Here is a 17,071-nt window from a genome sequence, read left to right as displayed (position 1 = left end):
CATGGGTCAGATTCTCGCGTTGGTCATTGTGCTGGTGGTCGTGGTCATTCTGGCCAAGCTGGTGCGCATCGTGCCGCAGGGCTTCGAGTGGACGGTGGAAACGTTCGGCAAATACACGCATACGTTGAGCCCGGGTCTGCATCTGCTGATTCCGATCTATCAAACGGTCGGGCGCAAGATCAATATGATGGAGCAGGTGCTCGACGTGCCCTCACAGGACGTGATCACCAAGGACAACGCCGTGGTGCGCGTGGATGGCGTGGTGTTCTATCAGGTGCTGGATGCGTCGAAGGCAGCGTACGAAGTCTCCAACCTGGAGCAGGCCTCGCTTGCGCTTATCATGACCAATATCCGCACCGTGCTCGGTTCGATGGATCTGGATGAGAGCCTGAGCCAGCGCGACGGCATCAACGCCAAACTGCTGCGCGTGGTGGACGAGGCGACGCATCCGTGGGGCGTCAAGGTCAACCGTATCGAGATCAAGGATATCGCTCCGCCGCGCGACCTGATCGACGCGATGGCGCGGCAGATGAAGGCCGAGCGCGAGAAGCGCGCGAATATTCTCGACGCGGAAGGCTTCCGGCAGGCGGCGATTCTCAAGGCCGAAGGCGAAAAGCAGTCGGTGATCCTGGCGGCCGAGGGCGAGAAAGAAGCGGCGTTCCGTGCCGCCGAGGCGCGCGAGCGTTCCGCCGAAGCCGAAGCCAAGGCCACCACGATGGTGTCCGACGCGATTTCCGGCGGCAACGTCAATGCGCTGAACTACTTCGTCGCCAACAATTATGTGGAAGCGCTGAAAGAGATGGCCAAATCGCCGAACCAGAAAATGCTGCTGCTGCCGATCGAGGCCACCGGCATTCTGGGGTCGCTGGCCGGTATTGCCGAGCTGGCGAAAGAGTCGCTAGGCCAGCAGCAGCGTTCGGTCGCGCCGCCGGCTTCGGGCTCGTTCCAGCCGCCGCTGCGCTGAGGATTCTGCCATGGCGTTTCCCGTGCATTACCTGTGGTGGATCCTCGCGCTGCTGCTGATCGGCGGCGAAGTGCTGCTGCCGGGTTATTTCCTGTTGTGGATCGGTCTGGCCGCGGCAGCCGTCGGTGTGGTGCTGCTGGTAGTGCCGCCGCTCGGACTGCTGATTCAGGCCGTGCTGTTTGCGCTGCTGGCTTTCGCGGCTTGCGTGCTTTACGCCCGCGTGCTGCGGCCGAAGCTGGATAAAAGCGAATCGGGCAGCGAAACGCTCAATCGTCGCGGCGAGCGCATGATCGGCCAGCGCTACGAGCTGATCGAGCCGATCGTCAACGGCCGCGGCAAGGCGCGCGTCGGCGACGGCCAGTGGCTGGTCAACGGACCGGATCTGCCGCTGGGCAGCCTGGTCGAAGTGATCGCCGTCGATGGCACCACGTTGAAGGTGCGCGCGGCGACATGAGTGCGAGCGCGGTCGGCACGGCGAGCATCCATCCGTCGTTCGCGACGACGGCGATCAGCACGCGCATCGCCTTTTTGCTCGAGCTGACGCGGCGGCTACATCAGTACGGCACCGCTTCGCCACGGCTAGAGATGGCGATTTCGAGTTCGGCGCAGCGACTGGGTTTGAGTGCGGATGTGTGGTCCAGCCCTACGGCGGTCATCATTTCGTTTACCGACCTTGGGCAAGGCGAGGAGGGCGTGGCGCAAACCACGCAAGTCATGCGTCTGGCGCCGGGCGATGTGAACCTGGCGCGGCTGTGCGAGGCCGATGACATTGCCGATCAGGTGATTGCCGGTGAAATCGGTCTGCGCGAAGGTTTCCAGCGACTGCGCGCACTGGGGCGGCCCGATTCGCGTCGCGCGCAGGCCGCCGTCGTCGCCACTTACGGACTGTCGGCGGCGTGCGTGGTCGCGCTGTTTCTGCACAGCGCATGGCCGGATCTGCTGACCGCGGCTTTCATCGGTCTGATCATCGGCAGCATCACGGTGCTGGCGGCCAAGCGGCCGCAGCTGTCGATTGCCAGCGATGCGATCTGCGCGCTGGTGGCGACCACGGTGGCAACCGTCGTCAGTGCGTTCGTGGTGCCGCTGGCGATCAAGTCGGTGGTGCTGGCCAGCCTGATCGTGCTGGTGCCGGGCATGTCGCTGACCACGGCGGTGCGCGAGATCTCCAGCCAGCACCTGGTGGCCGGTATGGCACGCATGGGCGGCGCGGTGGCGACCCTGCTCAAGCTCACCTTCGGCACGGTAGCGGCGACGACGCTGTGTGCGGCGGTGGGTATCGAACCGCGCGATTACGCGCTGCCGCCGTTGCCGGGCTGGACCGAACTACCAGCCCTGCTGGTCGGCGCGTTCGGTTTCGCCATTTTGTTTCGCGCCGCGCGCCGCGACTGGCTGATCGTCATGGGCGCGGTTATCGTCGGTTATCTCGCCACGCGCTGGGGTGGGCAGATTTCCGGCTCGCTGCCGGCAGCGCCGTTCGGGGTTTTCCTCGGCGGCTTTTTGCTGAGCGCGATGGCCAACTCCTATGCGCGATACGCGCATCGCCCCGGCGCATTGATTCGCGAGCCCGGGATTATTCTGCTGGTACCGGGTAGCGTGGGTTTTCGCAGCATGTCCTTTCTGCTGCAGCGCGATACCTCGTTGGGTATGGATACCGGTTTGCTGCTGGTGACCCTTTTGGTGTCCCTGGTCGGCGGGCTGATGTTTGGCGAGTTGCTGGTTTCGCCGCGGCGATCGTTGTAAGAATCGACGTATTTTCACGGCCGTTACCTGGAAACGGCGGTTATTGCGAATAAAAAACGCCGGCATATAGCCGGCGTTTTTTATGTCGAAGGTCAGGACGATAATCGACGTCAGGTCGACTCGTCGGAGAGCTGCGATCAGATCGCGAGATCTTTTTCCTTCTTGCCGGCCTTCAGCGCGTCGCTGAACCAGTGCGGGCGCTTGCCACGGCCGGACCAGGTCTGCGCGGGGTTGGCCGGGTTGCGATATTTCGGTGCCACCGGGCTGCTGGCGCGTTTGGCCTTGCTGCGTGCCTGACCGAAAATTTCTTCGAAGGTATAACCCTCGGCCTTGATCAACGCGAGCACCTTGTCGCGAAGCTTGGCGACTTTTTCCTTGCTCAATTCATTCTGGCGAATCTGCGCCTTGCTGATGAGGTCTTTGAGCTGGGAGTGATTGAGGTTTTTGATATCGACGGCCATGTTGGTTTCCGGGGGTAAGGATCTCCGAGGGAGATCGCTGGATCGATTAATTAGATGTGTTTAATGGAGAGGGTGGCAGATAAGTGGGGAAGCCGAACCCGGTTAATGGTCTTGCAGGGATGATTCTGGCTGATTTATCAAACCGTTGTAAAGACTGATGGCGAAATACGCCGTTTTTTTAAATGCGCCGCCGATTATGCGGCCAGGTATAAAACGTTATCGCCGGATATTGAAACGGTGCGTATGCGGGCAATGGCGCAAACGAAAATGGCCGCGCGAGGCGGCCATTTTGATGGGCGTTGATGACGATTGCCCTGCGTCGGCGCAGGGGTGGCTGCGCCAAGGCGGCGCTTGAGGGGGCGGGTTAATCGAGCAGATCGAACAGCTCGTCCTGGGTCATGGCGCGATTGTCGGCGTCCTGCCGGCCGCGATATTCCAGTGTGCCGGAGGCCAGGCCACGCTCGCTCACCACCACGCGGTGCGGAATGCCGATCAGCTCCATGTCCGCAAACATGCCACCCGGGCGCAGGCCGCGGTCGTCCAGCGCCGCTTCGATGCCGCGTTGGATCAGCGATTGATACAAAGCCTCGGCCGCGGCGCCGACCTCGGGCAGGTTCTTCGGGTTGATGATGCACACCACCACGCGCCAGGGCGCCATCGCGTCGGGCCAGATGATGCCGGCGTCGTCGTGCCGCTGTTCGATCGCAGCTGCCACGATGCGGCTGACGCCGATGCCGTAGCAGCCCATGGTCAACACCTGCGGCTTGCCCTGGTCGTCGATGACGGTGGCCTTGAGTGCCTCGGCGTATTTTTGGCCGAGCTGAAACACGTGCCCGACTTCGATGCCGCGGGCGATGTGCAGCATGCCCTGGCCATCGGGCGACGCATCGCCCTCGACCACGTTGCGCAGGTCGGCCACGCGCGTGACGCGCGCATCGCGCAGCCAGTTGGCGCCGGTGTAGTGTGTGCCGTCGGCATTGCCGCCGCAGACGAAATCCGCCAGCACGGCGGCATCGCGATCGACGATAACCGGAATGGCGTCGGGCAGCCCCACCGGGCCGATGAAGCCGGGACGCGTGCCGGTGGCGGCACGAATTTCTTCTTCGGAGGCCAGCACCGATTCGTCCGGCAGTTCGATCAGCTTGCTCGCCTTGACCTCGTTGATCTCGTGGTCGCCGCGCAGGCACAGCGCGACCAGGCCCTCGCGGCCGCGCACCAGCAGGGTCTTGATGCACTGCTGCGGAGCGACCTGAAGAAAGGCCGAAACTTCATCGATGGTTCGCTGTTTCGGGGTGTCGACGCGCTGCAGCTCGGCACCGGGCGCGGGGCGGTCACCCGCAGGCGCCTGCGCCTCGGCTTTCTCCATGTTGGCGGCGTAATCGGAGCCATCGGAAAACACGATGGCGTCCTCGCCCGAATCGGCCAGCACCTGAAACTCGTGGCTGGCGTTGCCGCCGATGGCGCCGGTATCGGCCTGCACTGCGCGAAAGGTCAGCCCCAGTCGGGTGAAGATGCGGGTATAGGCCTCGTACATCGCCTGGTAGGTCTGCGCCAGCGATTCCTGCGTGAGATGGAAGGAGTAGGCGTCCTTCATCAGGAATTCGCGCGCGCGCATCACGCCGAAACGCGGGCGAATCTCGTCGCGGAACTTGGTCTGGATCTGGTAGAAGTTGACCGGCAGCTGCTTGTAACTTTTCAGCTCGTTGCGGGCGAAGTCGGTGATCACTTCCTCGTGCGTGGGGCCGTAGCAGAACTCCTGCTGCTTGCGGTCCTTGATCTTCAGCAGCTGGCCGCCGAACTTCTGCCAGCGGCCGGTTTCTTCCCACAGCTCGCGCGGCTGGATCGAAGGCATCAGCATCTCGATGGCGCCGGCACGGTTCATCTCCTCGCGCACGACTCTCTCCACCTTGCGCAGTACGCGCAGGCCCAGCGGCGACCAGGTATACAGGCCGGAGGCCAGCCGGCGGATCATGCCGGCGCGCAACATCAGTCGGTGACTGGCGATTTCGGCGTCGGCGGGGACTTCCTTGACGGTGGCCAGATGGAATTGGCTGAGGCGCATGCGGGTTTGTTCCGGCGTGATGAAAGACGCCAATTGTAGCGGCCTGCCGGCGGCACCGGTCGGAGCGGCGGCACCTAGAGCCTGTTCAACGTCTCCACGTAGCTCGCGTTGCCTCGCCGTGACCGCCAGGTGGTGGTGCGCGGCTTGACTCGCCAGCCAGGCAAGCGCTGCGCCACCTGGCGGTCACGGCGAGGCAACCCGCAGGGCCGTGTCTGTTTGCGCGCAATCCGGCGTCATCACTGGTCGTGGACGGGCGTCCACTCCTCGCTCCTCAAAGCCGGCGCCATCCATGGCGCCTCCCCGCCTACCCTCGTTCTTACTTGGCCTGCGCGCCAACCGTTCCCGGCGCGGGCCACGCGGAGGCGTTGAACAGGCTCTTAAGCGTTCGCCAGGCGCTCTTGCCGGCGCGCTGCTGGGCGCCGATATCCGCGATTACCCGGAATTATTTGGCGCAGTATTGCTGGTACTGCGCCTGTACCGCGCTGGCCTGCTGCTTGCGCGTGCTGTCGTCGAGCGCGGTCTGTTTGCCGCCCTGTTGCATCACGACCGGGGCTGCGCTTTGCAGCGCAGCCAGATTGGTTTGCAGCGAGCTGCACAGCTTCGCGCGGTTTTCCGGCGTGTCGGCTACGGTGGTCGTGGTCGGCTGTGCTGGGGCGGGAGCGGCGGCTGGCGCAGCAGTGCTGGCTGCCGGCGTGGGCGGCACCGACGTATCGGCCTTCACTTCCTTGAACTTGGTGCCATTGCTGGAGGGCGGCGTTTGCGAGTAATGCACCGTGCCGTTGGCATCCTTCCATTTGTAGACCTGGGCACCGACCAGCGGAGCCATCAGCAGCAGTGCCAGCGCAATCATCGAACGATGCATGGTTTTCCCCCTGGGTTATTCGACGACAAACGATGAGCGAGCGCTGCGCAACGGAATGGCACATGGCCAATCGGCCAATCCGGCTGCCTAGTTAACATCCACCACCGCCCGGACTCAAGCGAGCGATGGTTTACACTGAGCGTATGTTGTCACGGATTGTTTCATGAACGACGCGATGCCCGCCCGCCAGCCGCCTCATCGCGGCATTTATCTGCTGCCGAACCTGGTCACCACCGGGGCGATGTTCGCCGGTTTCTACGCGATTATTGCCAGCATCGGCGGTCATTACACCGACGCGGCAGTGGCGGTTTTCATGGCGGCGGTGCTGGATGGCCTGGATGGCCGCGTGGCGCGGCTCACCGGTACGCAGAGCGAATTCGGCGTGCAGTACGACTCGCTATCCGACCTGATCAGCTTCGGCATGGCGCCGGCGCTGGTGATGTATGCCTGGTCGCTATCCACGCTGAAGGATTTCGGCCCGCTGTGGGGCAAGCTGGGCTGGGCTGCCGCTTTCATTTACGTCGCCTGCGCGGCGCTGCGGCTGGCGCGCTTCAACACCCAGGTAGGCGTGGCCGACAAGCGCTATTTCCAAGGCCTTGCCAGTCCGGCGGCCGCGGCGGTATGCATGTCGTTCGTGTGGGTGGTCGACAAGACCGGCCTGCCGGGCAGCGAGTTCTGTTTCATCACGCCGGTGATGGCCGTCATCGTGGGCCTGCTGATGGTCAGCCGGTTTCGCTATTTCAGTTTCAAGTCGCTGCCGATGGGCGAGCGCGGCCACGTGCCGTTCGGCTGGATGGTGGGCGCGGTGCTGCTGCTCGGTTTGCTGGTGCTCGATACGGCATGGGTGCTGTTTGTCGGTTTCACGCTGTATCTGCTCTCCGGGCCGGTCTGGACCATGTGCCGGCTGGCCACGCATCGTCGGCGCGTTCGTCGGGGCGTGGCGTGAACGTATCGGCATCCCCTCGGTCTGCCACCCTGAGCCAGCGCTCTCGTGTGCTGCGGGCGTTGGGCGTGACGCCATGGGTGCAACGCGCGACGCGGTCTGGGCCAACCGTCGTCGAGCCGTCGCAACCGTTGCCCGATCTGGCCGCCGGTGTCGCTTGCGTCGTGGTGTTGCCCCAGAGCTGCGCGACGCGCGAACTGGATCTGCTGGGTCGCCTGCTCAACGCCTGCGGTTCGACATTGGCGCGCGCCGCGCGCGTGCGGGTCACCGACGGCCAGCTGGCCGAGGTGCCGCATGCGCGGGCCTATCTGGTTTTCGGCGAGGCCCAGGCCCATGCGCTGGGGCGAGCTTTGCCCGCGGCCGCCATGCAGAGTGCGCAAATCGTGCTGGCCGATGAGTTGGTACAGGTGCTGACCGCTGCCGAGGCCAAACGGCGGCTGTGGAGTGCGCTGCGCAATCTGCGCCGCACGCTGGCTGTCGCGGAGCGCTGAGCGGTGGCGGCGGTGGTCAAGCCGGTGATCCAGGTGCGCGCGATGCGCAACGAGGACCTCTCCCGGGTCGGCGAACTGGAAAACGCTTCCTACGATTTTCCCTGGTCGCAGGGCGTGTTCGCCGACTGCCTGCGCGCCGGCCATCCCTGCTGGGTGCTGTGCGTGGACGCCCTGGTCGCCGGCTACGGCATTCTCTCCACCGGTGCCGACGAAGCCCACATACTCAATATCTGCATAGCCCCGGATTACCGCGGCCAGGGTCTGGGCCGGCATCTGCTGCGCCGCTTGCTGGATATCGCGCGCTGGAACGGCGCTGAGCGCGTCTTCCTCGAAGTTCGACCGTCCAATCCGCTGGCCAAGAGCCTGTACGAGTCGCTGGGCTTCAAGGAAATCGGCAGGCGGCCGCGCTACTACCCGGCGAAGAACGGGCGCGAGGATGCGATCGTGATGGTGCTGGAACTGGGCGCCGCCTTGACTTGAAAGCCGCGCTTTGGGTTCTCCCTCTCGCTAGCCTCAGAGCCACCTTAACCAAGTTTCTGCGCCTGTTCGCGCAAAGCGACGATCTGCTGGGTCCAGTCGGCGATGCGTTGGCGTTCCTGCTGCACGACTTCCGCCGGGGCATTGGCGACGAAGTTGGCGTTGCCGAGTTTGCCTTCGCATTTTTTGATTTCGGTTTCGATGCGCGTGATTTCCTTGGTCAGCCGCGACTTTTCCGCGTCCAGATCGATCAGGCCGGCCAGCGGAATCATGACGCGCAGTGCGCCTACCACCGCGGCCGCGGCGGCAGGCTCGGCGGCGCCGCTGTCGATCCACTGCGGTGCCTCGACGCGGGCGAGAAAGCCGATCTGCGCGGCGAATTTGGCGATGCGCGAGCGATCGCTGGCGTCGCCGTCGGCGAGCAGCAGCGGAATGATTTTCGCAGGCGAGATGTTCATCTCCGAGCGAATCCGGCGGACGCCGCCGAGCACGTTCTTGAACCACTCGACCTCGGCGGCCGCCGCGTCGTCGCCGGCGTAGTCGTCTGCCCGTGGGTACGCACATTCGAGGATCAGCGCGCTGGACGCTGCTGCTGTGGATGCCCCTGCGCTCTTCGCGGTCGCGGGCAACTCCTGCCAAATCTCCTCGGTAATGAAGGGAATGACCGGATGCAGCGCGCGCAGCACCGACTCCAGCACCACCAGCAGGGTGCGGCGGGTGGATGCCGCGGCGACCGCATCGTCTCCAGCCAGCGCCGGCTTGGACAATTCCAGAAACCAGTCGCAGAACTCGTTCCAGACGAACTCGTAGAGCGCCTGCGCCAGATGGTCGAAGCGATAGCTGGCGAAGTGCTGTTCCACTTCACCCAGGGTCTGCTTGAGGCGGGTAAGAATCCAGCGCTCCGCTTCGGTGGCCGGTGCGCTGGTAGGCGCGGCGATCTCACCTTCCGCTACGTTCATCAGCACGAAGCGCGCCGCATTCCACAGCTTGTTGCAGAACGCCTTGTAGCCCTCGGCACGCTTGATGTCGAAGTTGATGGTGCGGCTGTAGCTGGCCAGCGCGGCAAAGGTGAAGCGCAGCGCATCGGTGCCGATCGACGGAATGCCGTCGGGGTAATCCTTGCGGATGCGCTTTTCGACTTTTTCGCGCACCTGCGGAATCAGCAGCGACTTGGTCGATTTTTCCAGCAGCGGCTGCAGCTCGATGCCGTCGATCAGATCGAGCGGGTCCAGCGTATTGCCCTTGGACTTGGACATCTTCTTGCCTTCCGCGTCGCGCACGATGGCGTTGATGTACACCTCGCGAAACGGAATCTGGCCGGTGAAGTACTTGGTCGCCATCACCATGCGCGCGACCCAGAAAAAGATGATGTCGAAGCCGGTCACCAGCACCGCGCTGGGCAGGAAAATCTTGTCCTCCGCCCAGTTGGCGATGACCTCGCCGCGCTCGTTTTTCACCGGTCCGTCGGCCGGCCAGCCGAGCGTGGAAAAGGGCCACAGCGCCGAACTGAACCACGTATCCAGCACGTCCTCGTCCTGGCTCAGCGCGCCGACTGGCGGCGTGTCGGCTTTGGCGCGCGCATCGGCTTCGTCTTCGCCGACGAAGATGTTGCCCGCTTCGTCGTACCAGGCCGGAATGCGATGGCCCCACCAGAGCTGGCGGCTGATGCACCAGTCCTGGATGTTGTCCAGCCACTGCGTGTACGTGCTGGTCCAGCTCTCAGGCACAAATTTGATGTCGCCCGAACGCACCGCATCGAGCGCGGGTTCGGTGATCGCCTTGCGGCCACCCGGACGTCCATCCTTCTGGACGTCCGTCGTGAGATCGACAAACCACTGATCGGTCAGCATCGGCTCGATCACCGCGTCGGAGCGATCGCTCACCGGTACCTGCAGCTTGTGCGGTTTGGTTTCGATGAGGAAGCCACCAGTGTCTAGATCAGCAAGGATCTGTTTGCGCGCATCGAATCTGTCGAGGCCTTGGTACTTCAACGGAATGAAGTCGGTAAGGAATGGAGTGTCGATGGTGATGAGGTGGTGCTTTGTGATTCGTGGCGCGACGCCGTTGCCCCAAATCTTTTCTTCATCCGCGCGGCTGATGACTTTTGCATCCAACGTAAGCATCGACTGGATGCCTATATCGAGATGGCGTTCCATCACGGCGTAGTCGTTGAAGTCGTGCGCGGGAGTGATCTTCACGCAACCGGTGCCGAACTCGCGGTCGACGTATTCGTCGGCGATCACTGGAATCTTGCGGCCTGTGAGGGGCAGGTCGACCATCTTGCCGATCAGGTGTTGGTAGCGTTCGTCCTCCGGATGCACGGCTATTGCCGCGTCAGCCAGCATGGTCTCCGGGCGCGTGGTGGCAACCACCAGCGACTCGTCGCTGCCGCTCACCGGGTAGCGGATCGACCACATATGGCCGTCGCGCTCGACGTTGTTCACTTCCAGATCGGACACCGCCGTGCCCAGCACCGGATCCCAGTTCACCAGCCGGTTGCCGCGATAGATCAGGCCCGCGCGATACCATTCGACGAACACCTTGCGCACCGCGGCGGACAAACCTTCGTCCATGGTGAAGCGCTCTCGCGACCAGTCGGCTGCGGTGCCGATGCGGCGCATCTGGTTAGTGATGGTGGAGCCGGATTCTTCTTTCCACTTCCACACGCGTTCGACGAATGCCTCGCGGCCGAGGTCGTGGCGGGTCTGATTTTCCACCGCGAGCTGGTTTTCGACGATCTTCTGCGTGGCGATGCCGGCGTGGTCGGTGCCCACCTGCCACAGCGTGTTCATGCCGCGCATGCGCTGATAGCGCACCAGCATGTCCATCACCGTTTGCTGAAACGCATGACCCATATGCAGGGTGCCGGTGACGTTCGGTGGCGGCAGCAGAATGCAATACGGCTCGCCCCGGCTCTTGTCGTCAGGAGCCGCAGGCTTGAACGCACCGCTGGCTTCCCAATGTGCGTACCATTTGGACTCGATCTGGGCGGGTTCGAAACTCTTTTCCATGGGGACTCGCAATGGCGCCTCGTCGAAGGCGCACGGGTAGGCAACGGCAAAACCCCATTGTACGGGGCGCGGATAGGGCTGCCAAAGCCTTCGTCGAGGGCATGCCAGCGTGATCGGCCGGTGCGTTGGCAAGCGCTCGGGAGATCGGCGTTCACCCGAGGCTATGTCTTGAGCCGGGACTATAGGCAGGCACAGAGCTATCGCGCGTCCTCAATCTTGCGGTCGCCGTATATGGCAATAGCATCCCGATACGAGCTTCGGCTGGATCGGGGTGTGGTGCGAGCAAAAAGATTTCGATTTCAAAAAGGTTTTTGCGTGCGATCGACCCCCAATTATTTGCTGGAAACCATGGAGTTATGTTGTCGCTGGCCCAGGCAGCGTGTGCTGCGGATACTGGTCGGCGGTGCCATCGGCATCGGCACGGCGATGGGCATCCCGAGCGCACACGCCACCATCCCCAAGCCTGCGGGCTGGACGCTGCAGTTCGGCGATGATTTCAATGGCGCCGCCGACAGGCTGCCCTCGCGCACGCGCTGGCTGCTCGACACCGGGCATCGATATCCCTCGGGGCCGCCACAGTGGGGCACGGGTGAGATCCAGACCTATACCGCCAATAAGGCGAATGTCGGTCTGGACGGGCAGGGTCATTTACGCATTACGCCGCTTCGCGATAAATCCGGCAACTGGACCTCGGCCCGCCTCGAGACCCGGCAGGGCAACTTCAAACCGCCCGTACACGGCGTGCTGCGCATCGAAGCGCGCATCCAGATGCCTTATGTCGCCGACCAGGCGGCCGAGGGTTACTGGCCGGCGTTCTGGGCGCTTGGTCAGAGCTATCGAAAGGATGGTCTGTGGCCCAAGGCGGGCGAATTCGACATCATGGAAAACGTCAACGGCATCAACAGTGTCTGGGGCATCCTGCACTGTGGCGTTTATCCCGGCGGCCCATGCGGTGAGCCGAATGGCCTGGGTCGTCGCGCGTCATGCGATGCCACCACCTGCCAGGCGGCGTTCCATGTCTACACGTTCGAATGGGATCGCAGCGTATCGCCGATGCAAATCCGCTGGTATGTCGACGGCAAGCTTTACGATCACGTATCGCAGAACCAGCTGCCGGCCGCCACCTGGAATGAAATTACCGGTCAGGGCGGTTATTTTCTGCTGCTGAATGTCGCGATGGGCGGCGGGTTTTCGTATGCCATGGCAGGCGGCGTTCCGACGCCCAATGACAAGACCGAGCCGGGGCACCCGATGCTGGTGGACTATGTGGCGGTATGGACGAAGGCAAGTGCCGACAAGCACTGATTTTCCACGGCGAGAGTTCGTGCGTTTGGACGCGATCACGCCGTAGGTTGGACTGAGCAAAGCGATGCCCAACGGCACGCGGCGAAAACGCTGGCAGGTCGCTGGACGTTGGGATTCACTTCGTTCACCGCCAACCCACCAAGCATCGCCAACCTACCAAGCGTCGTATTTTTCGGCTATGCCGCACCGTCGATCGTCAACACCGTGCCAGACGTGTAGCCCGACAGCGGGCTGGCGAGAAACGCCACGGCGGCTGCAATCTCCGACGGCTTGGCGGGGCGTCCGAAGGGCATGGTCTTGAACATCTCGCGCCAGCGCTCGGCGTCGCCCAGCTCGCGCTGCGCATTGGCGCGTTGCATGGTTTCCAGTCGCTTGGTTTCAACCGGGCCCGGATTGATGGCGACGATGCGAATGCCGTCGACGTGGCTGCCGCGCGCAAGCGCCTTGGTGAAGGCCATCAGCGCCGCATTGCCCGTGGCGCCGGCGATATAGCCCGGCGGCAGCGATTGACCCGCTGCTCCGATCACGTTGACGATCACGCCCTGCTTGCGTTTCGCCATCGTCGGATAGACCGCCCGACTGAGCGAGATATAGCCGAAGACTTTCAAATCCCACGCGTTGCGCCAGGCCGCGTCGTCGATGGCCGTGAGCGTGCCGGGCGGAATCGCGCCGGCGTTGTTGACCAAGATGTCGATCTCGCCGGCCCAGTCGGCGACCGCACGCACGGTCGCCTCCGTTGACAGGTCGGCCGCCATGGTTTCCACCTGCACCGGAAAACGAGCGCGCAGCGCGGTGGCGAGTTCTTCCAGCGCGGTGCCGTCGCGGGCGACCAGGCGAAGATCGCAACCCTCGCTCGCCAGCAGCTCGGCAACGGCTTGGCCGATGCCTTTGGAGCCACCGGTGATCAGTACGCGTTTGCCGGCAAGCTGCAGATCCATGAGGTTGTCCCGATAGTGGCTCGAAGAGTGCGAGGTATATCAGGACCGCGGTCATGGCGGCGTAAAGCGGCGCAGGCCGATGGCTTATCCGAGTATCGGAATGAACTCAACACGGGAGCCACTGGCGTGTTGCGGAAAAGCCGGCGCATCCTGGCAAGCACCAGCTCTTCATCCCGGCCTTCTCCCCAAGGGGGAAGGGGCAAAGTATCAGCCGCGCAGCGTTTTCCCGTAGGCGTGCACTTCATCCACCAGTACGTTTACATGCTCGGGATCGACTTCCGGCGTGATGCCGTGGCCGAGATTGAACACGTGGCCGGGATGACGGCCGTAGCTGTCGAGTACGGCGCGCGCTTCCCGGCGAATCACGTCGGGGCCGGCGCGCAAGATCGCTGGATCCAGATTCCCCTGCAGCGCCACGCGGCTGCCGACCGCGGCGCGGGCATCGGCCAGGTCGATGGTCCAGTCGACGCCAAGCGCGGTGCAGCCGGTGTCGGCCAGTGCGCCCAGATGCTGACCGGCGCCCTTGGAGAACAGCACGATCGGCAGCTCGGCGCTGTGCGGGCTGGCTTTCAATGCATCGACGACGCGGGCCATATAGCGCAGCGAGAATTCGCGGAAGGGCGCGGGTCCCAGCAGGCCGCCCCAGGTGTCGAACACCATCAGCGTCTGCGCACCGGCGGCGGCCTGGGCGATGAGATAGGCGGCGACGGCCTGCGCCAGGGTGTCGAGCAGCTGGTGCGCGAGCTTCGGCTCGTTCCAGCACATCGCTTTGAGCGTGGCGAAATCCTTCGAGCCGGCGCCCTCGACCATGTAGCAGGCCAGCGTCCACGGGCTGCCGGAAAAGCCGATGAGCGGCACGCGGCCATCGAGTTCTTTTCGAATCAAGCGCACCGCGTCCATCACGTAGCGCAGCTCGACGTCCATGTCCGGCACGGCGAGCTTCTCGATGTCGCCGCGCGTGCGCACGGGATGCGCGAAGCGCGGGCCTTCGCCCTGAGCAAACGTCAGGCCCAAGCCCATCGCATCGGGAATGGTCAGGATGTCGGAAAACAGAATTGCCGCGTCCAGATCGAAGCGTTCCAGCGGCTGCAGGGTGACTTCGCAGGCCAGCTCGGGATTCTGCGCCAGCGCCATGAAGCTGCCGGCGCGGCTGCGGGTGGCGCGATATTCGGGCAGGTAACGGCCGGCCTGGCGCATCACCCAGATCGGCGTGGTGTCGGTCGGCTCGCGGCGCAGCGCGCGCAGGAAGCGGTCGTTCTTGAGGGTATTCATTTCAGCGCCCGTACGGGCCTTCCTGCCCTTGCGCAAACATCACGCGGAAGCCGCGCTTGAGCTGCGCGTCGCGCGCCTTTTCGAACGCGACCATGGCCTCGTCGCGCTCCAGAAACTGCTCGCGCTTGAGCGAGGCGCGACCGCCCTGATTGCCCGATTCGCGGTACAGCGTCCAGCCGCCGAGCAGATCCTGTTCCAGCGTAATCTGGACATAACGCGGTGCGTCGGTGTTTCCGGGCACGGTTTGCATGTAGAGGCGCATGGTTTCCCGAGGGGCGATGCGGCGAGAGATCCCGCAAAGCCTGACATTCTAGAAGGCTCGCGCGCTGGTAGCGAGCTTAGTCTGTGTAGCGTTTATTCACAGAGACGCTCAATGTTTGAGTGGATATGGTTGAGACTTGACGAGCTGGAGAAGGCCATGGCCGAAAACATAGTCATAAAGTCCATCGTCGTTAAGCTCGTTGCGACTCCCCTGAATAACGAGAAGATTGCTGTCGGTACGAAAATCAAACGCATAGAACTCGTTGCCGAAGCCTTTGTCTGCTTTCTCCGCATAACTCACCGTGAAAGGTAGCCAGTAAATGCTTCCGTCCTTTGCATCGAGGATGAAAGCCATCGAACAGCTACTCCCGCAGCCCACAACTGAAAAAATATAGTGCCCCGCGAAGTTCACCCTCCCTTTATGCGCGGCGCCAAGAATCGATGACCGGTATTCGCGATCCTTGGCAGTCTCCAGGCGCGGCTCTGAAATATTTTCGATGCTTGTTTTGGCTGCGGGATAGTCCAAAAACTTGGGCCCTGCGAAAGTTGTTGCTGCTCCTGCCAGCTCGGGCACTAGCAAGGTCGAAATGGCCACAAGCACAGCGAGCAATATTTTTGCAGTCATGGCGCATTGTATTTAGGAAGCTGCAGTCAATGTTGCCAGCACATCCGCCTCACCCACACCCGAAACGATCTCCGCCCGACCGATCCCGTGCCACAGAATCAGCCGCAGCGAACCGGCGGTGTTCTTTTTGTCCAGCCGCATCAGCGCCAGCAGCTGGTGCGGATCCATGCCGGCGGGAATCGCCGTCGGCAGCCCGAGCATGTGCAGCAGGGCCTGCAGGCGCGTGGTGTCGGCGGGTTCGCTCATGCCCAGGCGCTCGGACAGCTGCGCGGCCAGCAGCATGCCCACGGCCACGCCTTCGCCGTGCAGCAGGGTAGTGTAGTGACCGGCGGTTTCCAGCGCGTGGCCGAAGGTGTGGCCGAGGTTGAGCAGGGCGCGCTCGCCCTGTTCGGTTTCGTCGCGCGCCACCACGCCGGCCTTGTAGCGCACCTTGCGCGCAATGGCTTCGAGCATGGTCGCGCTGTCGCGGGCGGCGAGCCGGTCGGCGTTGTGTTCCAGCCAGTGGAAGAACGGCTCGTCGCCGATCGCCGCACCTTTCACTACTTCGGCCAGCCCGGCGCGGTATTCGCGGTCGGGCAGGGTGATCAGCGTATCGATATCGGCAAACACCGCGCGCGGCTGATGGAACGCGCCGACCAGGTTCTTGCCGGCCGGCAGGTTGACGCCGGTCTTGCCGCCGACCGAGGAGTCGACCATCGCCAGCAGGGTCGTCGGCATCTGGATGAAATCGATGCCGCGCATCCAGCACGCCGCGGTGAAGCCGGCCATGTCGCCGATCACGCCGCCGCCAAGCGCGATGATGCAGGCGTCGCGGGTGGCACCGAGCTTGGCCAGCGCGTCCAACGCCACGCCGATGTTGGCGAAGCTCTTGTGCGCCTCGCCATCCTCCAGCAGCAGCGACGACCACGACAGGCCTTCCAGCCCTTTGGCCACGTGATCGAGATACAGCGGCGCGACGGTGGTGTTGCTCATGACCAACACGTGCTTGCCGCGCAGCGAATCGCGCCACAGCGCATGATCGGCCAGCAGGCCGCTGCCGATGGAGACGAGATAGCTGCGCTCGCCGAGCGCAACGGTGACGGTTTCGATGGCTGGAAGGTTCATGCGGTCTGCTGTGAGGTGAGCGGAAGGCGCTGCCAGTCATGATCGATCAGCGCGATGCTGCGTTCGGTGGCGCTGGTCACGCTGCCGTGTTCGCCCGGTACGGCAAGGTCGGCTATGTCGCGATACAAGGGTTCGCGAATCTGCGCCATCGCCTGCAGCCGCTCGTGTCGATCGGCGACCTCGAGCAGTGGGCGATGATGGTCGCGCTCGAGCCGCTCAAGCTGCTGCGCGATGCTAGCCTGCAGCCATACCACGTAGCCGCGTTCGATCATGTGCCTGCGGTTGAGCGCGGCCAGCACGGCACCGGCGCCGGTCGCCATCAGCACGCCGCCGCGTCGGCTGCACTCGTCGATGGCGGCGCTCTCGCGCTGGCGAAAGCCCACTTCGCCTTCAAGCTCGAACACGGTGCTCACATCGACGCCGCAGTGGCGCTCGATCTCCTGATCGATATCGACGAACTGCAGTCCATAATGCACGGCAAGGCGACGTCCGATGGACGTTTTGCCGGCGCCGGTCGGGCCGATGATGAACAGGTTGTGCGACGGATTCATGGGT

17 protein-coding genes are annotated in these 17,071 nt (G+C 63.6%); 7 read left to right on the top strand and 10 right to left on the bottom strand.

What is annotated here, in order from left to right:
• The first annotated feature begins 1 nt into the window (after position 1).
• From HDE78_RS05470 to HDE78_RS05460, 3 genes are read left to right on the top strand one after another with little or no spacing between them, the layout of a single operon-like run.
• Positions 2-964 (top strand): SPFH domain-containing protein, encoded by a 963-nt coding sequence (locus tag HDE78_RS05470; RefSeq protein ID WP_179477490.1) that lies wholly within the window; start codon positions 2-4, stop codon positions 962-964.
• A gap of 10 nt (positions 965-974) precedes the next feature.
• A complete protein-coding gene (locus HDE78_RS05465; protein WP_179477489.1) occupies positions 975-1,418 on the top strand; it encodes an NfeD family protein in 444 nt (147 codons plus the stop codon).
• On the top strand, positions 1,415-2,704 hold the full coding sequence (locus HDE78_RS05460; RefSeq protein ID WP_179477488.1) for a threonine/serine exporter family protein: 1,290 nt from the start codon (positions 1,415-1,417) through the stop codon (positions 2,702-2,704). The genes HDE78_RS05465 and HDE78_RS05460 overlap by 4 nt, the downstream gene beginning before the upstream one ends.
• 137 nt (positions 2,705-2,841) lie before the next feature.
• Here the strand turns inward: HDE78_RS05460 and HDE78_RS05455 are convergent, their stop codons facing one another.
• The 3 genes from HDE78_RS05455 to HDE78_RS05445 form a co-directional block, all read right to left on the bottom strand.
• Positions 2,842-3,165: an H-NS histone family protein gene (locus HDE78_RS05455; protein WP_179477487.1), complete on the bottom strand. Its 324-nt coding sequence runs from the start codon at positions 3,163-3,165 to the stop codon at positions 2,842-2,844.
• A 364-nt stretch (positions 3,166-3,529) separates the two neighbouring features.
• Positions 3,530-5,227 (bottom strand): proline--tRNA ligase, encoded by a 1,698-nt coding sequence (locus HDE78_RS05450; RefSeq protein ID WP_179477486.1) that lies wholly within the window; start codon positions 5,225-5,227, stop codon positions 3,530-3,532.
• A gap of 442 nt (positions 5,228-5,669) precedes the next feature.
• Positions 5,670-6,089, bottom strand: coding sequence for a DUF4124 domain-containing protein (locus HDE78_RS05445; protein WP_179477485.1), 420 nt, complete (start codon positions 6,087-6,089; stop codon positions 5,670-5,672).
• Between the two features lie 163 nt (positions 6,090-6,252).
• Between HDE78_RS05445 and pssA the strand changes: the two genes are divergently transcribed.
• From pssA to rimI, 3 genes are read left to right on the top strand one after another with little or no spacing between them, the layout of a single operon-like run.
• Positions 6,253-7,035 carry a CDP-diacylglycerol--serine O-phosphatidyltransferase gene (gene pssA, locus HDE78_RS05440; RefSeq protein WP_179477484.1) on the top strand — a complete coding sequence of 261 codons (783 nt, stop codon included), beginning with the start codon at positions 6,253-6,255 and terminating at the stop codon, positions 7,033-7,035.
• Positions 7,032-7,523, top strand: a complete 492-nt coding sequence (locus HDE78_RS05435; protein WP_345776032.1) for a hypothetical protein — start codon at positions 7,032-7,034, stop codon at positions 7,521-7,523. The genes pssA and HDE78_RS05435 overlap by 4 nt, the downstream gene beginning before the upstream one ends.
• Positions 7,524-7,526: 3 nt before the next feature.
• The gene (gene rimI / locus HDE78_RS05430; RefSeq protein WP_345776031.1) at positions 7,527-8,003 is read left to right on the top strand and encodes a ribosomal protein S18-alanine N-acetyltransferase; all 477 of its coding nucleotides are present in this window, start codon (positions 7,527-7,529) and stop codon (positions 8,001-8,003) included.
• 44 nt (positions 8,004-8,047) lie between these two features.
• Here the strand turns inward: rimI and HDE78_RS05425 are convergent, their stop codons facing one another.
• Entirely contained in the window at positions 8,048-11,011 is a 2,964-nt protein-coding gene (locus tag HDE78_RS05425; RefSeq protein ID WP_179477482.1) for a valine--tRNA ligase, read from the bottom strand.
• A 315-nt stretch (positions 11,012-11,326) separates the two neighbouring features.
• Between HDE78_RS05425 and HDE78_RS05420 the strand changes: the two genes are divergently transcribed.
• Positions 11,327-12,316, top strand: a complete 990-nt coding sequence (locus tag HDE78_RS05420; RefSeq protein ID WP_345776030.1) for a glycoside hydrolase family 16 protein — start codon at positions 11,327-11,329, stop codon at positions 12,314-12,316.
• Between the two features lie 176 nt (positions 12,317-12,492).
• Here the strand turns inward: HDE78_RS05420 and HDE78_RS05415 are convergent, their stop codons facing one another.
• The 6 genes from HDE78_RS05415 to HDE78_RS05390 all read right to left on the bottom strand — a co-directional run bounded on the left by HDE78_RS05415 (position 12,493) and on the right by HDE78_RS05390 (position 17,067).
• Complete coding sequence (locus HDE78_RS05415; RefSeq protein ID WP_179477481.1) at positions 12,493-13,254, bottom strand: short-chain dehydrogenase/reductase; 762 nt, start codon at positions 13,252-13,254, stop codon at positions 12,493-12,495.
• 207 nt (positions 13,255-13,461) lie between these two features.
• On the bottom strand, positions 13,462-14,526 hold the full coding sequence (gene hemE, locus HDE78_RS05410; protein ID WP_179477480.1) for a uroporphyrinogen decarboxylase: 1,065 nt from the start codon (positions 14,524-14,526) through the stop codon (positions 13,462-13,464).
• Between the two features lies 1 nt (position 14,527).
• Complete coding sequence (locus HDE78_RS05405) at positions 14,528-14,788, bottom strand: WGR domain-containing protein (protein WP_179477479.1); 261 nt, start codon at positions 14,786-14,788, stop codon at positions 14,528-14,530.
• A gap of 108 nt (positions 14,789-14,896) precedes the next feature.
• Entirely contained in the window at positions 14,897-15,412 is a 516-nt protein-coding gene (locus HDE78_RS05400) for a hypothetical protein (protein WP_179477478.1), read from the bottom strand.
• Between the two features lie 12 nt (positions 15,413-15,424).
• Positions 15,425-16,516, bottom strand: a complete 1,092-nt coding sequence (gene aroB / locus HDE78_RS05395) for a 3-dehydroquinate synthase (protein ID WP_179477477.1) — start codon at positions 16,514-16,516, stop codon at positions 15,425-15,427.
• On the bottom strand, positions 16,513-17,067 hold the full coding sequence (locus HDE78_RS05390) for a shikimate kinase (RefSeq protein ID WP_179477476.1): 555 nt from the start codon (positions 17,065-17,067) through the stop codon (positions 16,513-16,515). Before HDE78_RS05390 ends, aroB begins: the two co-directional genes overlap by 4 nt.
• Positions 17,068-17,071: the final 4 nt, after the last annotated feature.

Source organism: Rhodanobacter sp. K2T2 (assembly GCF_013408815.1).
Lineage (GTDB): Bacteria > Pseudomonadota > Gammaproteobacteria > Xanthomonadales > Rhodanobacteraceae > Rhodanobacter.
The sequence above is the reverse complement of the archived record's forward strand: the minus strand, read 5'-3'. Positions and strand labels throughout refer to the sequence as shown.